At 68.1% G+C, this 1,988-nt stretch carries 1 protein-coding gene and 1 pseudogene; one reads left to right on the forward strand and one right to left on the reverse strand.

Annotated features, from left to right (window positions below):
* Positions 1–1,664, forward strand: a 1,664-nt coding sequence (locus U9980_RS16165) for a hypothetical protein (protein WP_322768675.1), incomplete at its 5' end; no start/stop codon positions are given.
* 37 nt (positions 1,665–1,701) lie between these two features.
* On the opposite strand, the pseudogene U9980_RS16170 reads toward U9980_RS16165, so the two are convergent.
* Positions 1,702–1,988: pseudogene (locus U9980_RS16170) on the reverse strand (hypothetical protein); the annotation flags it as partial.

Below are 1,988 nucleotides of genomic sequence, written 5' to 3' on the forward strand. Positions count from 1 at the left end.
CAGCGGGCACCGTACGGTCGCTGACCGCCAACGCCACCGGCGACCGGATAGGCGAGCCGATCGGGCATCCGGTCGACGTCAGGACCACCAGCAGCTTCATGGAAGGCAGCGTCGCGGTCGGCCTGGTCATCGTCGAAGGGCCGACGGCCGATCTCCAGTTCACCGCCGCGGAACGCACCAAGGTCGTCGCGGAGGTCCAGAACGGGCTGTCCTGGTACGCAACCACCAATCCGGCGGCAGACCTTACGTTCAGCTACGACATCCGAATCGTTCGGATCTCGACACCCCCGGATCCCGCCGCAGCCGATCTGGAGGCGCTCTGGCGGGATCCGGCCATGCGCCAGCTCGGCTACACGCCGAACTTCGACGGCGTCTACGACTTCGTCGACGACCTGCGCGACTTTCATGTGACGCGATGGTCCTACTGCGCATTCATGACCAAGTACCCGCTGTCATACTTCGCGTACAGTTCGGTCGGCGGGCCCCGGCTCGTCCTGTCCTACGACAACGACGGTTGGGGTCCGGACAACCTCGACCGCGTCTTCGCCCACGAGACCGGGCACATCTTCGGCTGCCCCGACGAGTACGCCGCCAGTGGCTGTAACTGCGGTGGCGCCTGGGGACGGTTCGGGATTCCCAACGGCAACTGTGACGGCTGCGCACCGGACAGCGTCACCTGCCTGATGCGGTCCAACAGCTTCGAGATGTGCCGATACACCCCGAGCCACATCGGCTGGGGTGCAGGCGTGGCCGGCAATCCGGTCCTGGTACAGAGCAACTACGGTCAGGCCGGCAACTTCGAGCTGGTCGTACCGTCCTCGTTCGCCGGCGTGACCCACCTGTGGCGGGACAACGACGCCCCGGGCCTGCCGTGGCGGGAGCCGTTCCAGATCGCACAGGCAAGCGGCCCGATCGACGCCCTCTCCATGATCCAGAGTCGGCTGGCGACCCCCGGAGCGCTCGAGGTGATCGCCCGGATCGGGCAGTCGCTGGTGTTCTTCTGGCGCGACGGCGGATCGTCGCTGCGCTGGCACGAGCCCGCCCACCTGATGGACGGCGTGGCCGGGACACCTTCGCTGATCCACAGTCGGCTGGGACGACTGGGCACGTTCGAACTACTCGTCCCGGCTCGCGACGTCGGCCTGCTGCATCTCTCCCGCGACAACGATGTCGCCGGTTACCCGTGGAGTCGGCCGGTTCTCGCGGCGGCGAACCTCGGCCGGGTCGACGCGGTCAGCCTCATCCAGGGAAATTTCGGCGCCGGCAATCTGGAGGCTGTCGCACTGGCCGGCGGCCGCCTGGTGCACCTCTACCGTGCCGAGGACGGGCTGTGGCGGACCTCGGTGGTGTTCGCCGAAGGCGTGGTCGGCAATCCCGTACTGGTCCAGAGCCAGTTCGGCCGACTGGGCAACTTCGAGGTCGTGGCGCCGTCCGCCGCCGGTGGTCTGGTCCACTTCTGGCGGAACAACGACGCATACGGGTTTCCGTGGAGCCCGCCGAGACCCTTCGGCACCGAACTCGGACACGTCGACGCGGTGACAATGATCCAGAGTTCGTTCGACCGGCATCTGGAGGTTGTCGCGAGGGTCGGCGACCGGCTGTACGCGATGGCGCGTATGTCGTCGGGAACATTTGACTGGCTGCCATCCAGTCGGATCCTGTGACGACCCACACCGGGTGGCCGTGACACGGTTCACCGGTTCACCCGGTGTCGGATGGCGGGCCGCCCACCCTGCCCGCAGGGTCCGGTGGCAACCGGCCGGGGGTGTCCCAGGGCAGCCCCTCCCCCGACCGGTGCTTGCCCGCCACACGGGCGAGCCAGGCATCGACGAAGAGGTTCTCCGTCGCGGTCAGGGTCTCGCGCAGGCCCGCCGGCACGGTATGGGTGAACACGCCCACGACACCGGGCAGGCGGGCCAACGCGTCAGTACCGTCGGGCGGGGCGACGACCAGGGCAAGCCGTGGTGGCAGGATGGCGGTGACCCGCA

It is taken from the genome of Protofrankia sp. Cr1 (assembly GCF_963555865.1).
Classification (GTDB): domain Bacteria; phylum Actinomycetota; class Actinomycetes; order Frankiales; family Frankiaceae; genus Protofrankia.